Raw genomic sequence first — 1427 nt, 5'->3', positions numbered from 1 at the left:
CGCATATATGTAATAAGACCGACCGTACCTTCCTTGCCTAGTTCAACCCCTTCATACAACTGCTGAGCGACTTGCATCGTCTTGGCTGCACGGAAGTTCAGCTTGCGGGCTGCTTCTTGCTGCATCGAGCTCGTAATAAACGGAGGCGACGGATTGCGCAGCCGCTCCTTCTCCTTCACTTCAGTGACCGTGAAGGCCTTCTTGCCAATCGCCTGCAATATCTCCTGGACGTCCGACTCTCGTGTAAGTTCTTTTTTCTCACCATGAATGCCATAGAACTTAGCGTCGAATTCGGAGTTGTTAATGCCCAGCTTCGCCGTGATCGACCAGTATTCTTCCGGTACGAATTCCTCGATCTCGTTCTCCCGGTCGATAATCAGCTTAACGGCAACCGATTGTACACGTCCGGCAGACAACCCTTTCTTCACTTTCTTCCACAGCAGCGGGCTGATCTTATAACCAACCAACCGATCCAGAATACGCCGGGCTTGCTGAGCGTTGACTAGATCCATATCGATCGGCCGTGGTGTCTTGAACGCATCCTTCACAGCCTGCTTCGTAATCTCATTGAATACGACACGGCAAGGMTCGCTTCCCTCCAGCTCGAGATAATGAGCCAGATGCCAAGCAATAGCTTCCCCCTCACGATCCGGGTCAGCCGCCAGATAAATTCTTTTGACTTTCTTGCTGGCGTCCTTCAATTCTTTCAAGATGGAGCCTTTGCCCCGAATTGTAATATACTTGGGTTCGAATTTATTGTCGACTTCCACGCCGATCTGACTTTTAGGAAGGTCTCGGATATGACCCATAGATGCCTTCACAATGTATTTGCTTCCTAAATATTTGCCGATCGTCTTCGCTTTCGCGGGTGATTCCACAATGACTAACGAATCTGCCATAGGTTCGTCCTTCCCCCTCTTAGTCCATAACCTCCAGCAGGAAAGGCAGCCTTTCCTACAATCGAACGAAAGTTGAACCGGGTAGTTGCTGAATCTGTTTTTTCATTGTTAACATGAAGTATAGATTTTTATGTTCGCCTGATGTGTTTCTTCCTTAATATAAGCTTATTCCGTTCTTTATGCATCATAATGGATTTATGGTTTGTGGTCAAATGYGTGAACGATGAAATTCTATCCCATCATAACGCAAAGTATACCTTTGAACATTATTTACTTATTTTCTGAACTCTGATTAATTGGTATAATTAGGTTATGTACTTTTTTGTTTGATTAGGAGTTTGATTTGCGGAAGGACCAGATTAGGAGGTAACTATGTCTAAAGAAGAACTACAAGAAGAAATACAATCACTCGTTGAGGCGTTAAAAGACGTACATCACCATCTAGGAACAAATACACCAATATCTGAGATAAAGAAGCGTATAGAGGCAGCTTTAGCACCTTATAGATAGAAGGAATAGCCCAATGGG

2 protein-coding genes are annotated in these 1427 nt (G+C 45.0%); one reads left to right on the top strand and one right to left on the bottom strand.

The features are described from left to right. Window positions 1-899: DNA topoisomerase (locus AC1DWB_RS35160; RefSeq protein WP_477545704.1), on the bottom strand; the 899-nt coding region annotated here is incomplete at its 3' end. A gap of 372 nt (window positions 900-1271) precedes the next feature. Here AC1DWB_RS35160 and AC1DWB_RS35155 point away from each other — a divergent pair. Next, window positions 1272-1409, top strand: a complete 138-nt coding sequence (locus AC1DWB_RS35155; protein ID WP_477545703.1) for a hypothetical protein — start codon at window positions 1272-1274, stop codon at window positions 1407-1409. The last annotated feature ends 18 nt before the right edge of the window (window positions 1410-1427 follow it).

The organism is Paenibacillus sp. P4_E11 (assembly GCF_056401635.1).
Note: the sequence above shows the minus strand (reverse complement) of the source record. Positions and strands in the feature narration are given on the sequence as shown.

What these genes read in the sequence shown, in the direction of transcription:
- AC1DWB_RS35155 (WP_477545703.1), top strand. Translation starts at nt 1,272, where the DNA reads ATGTCTAAAGAAGAACTACAAGAAGAAATACAATCACTCGTTGAGGCG.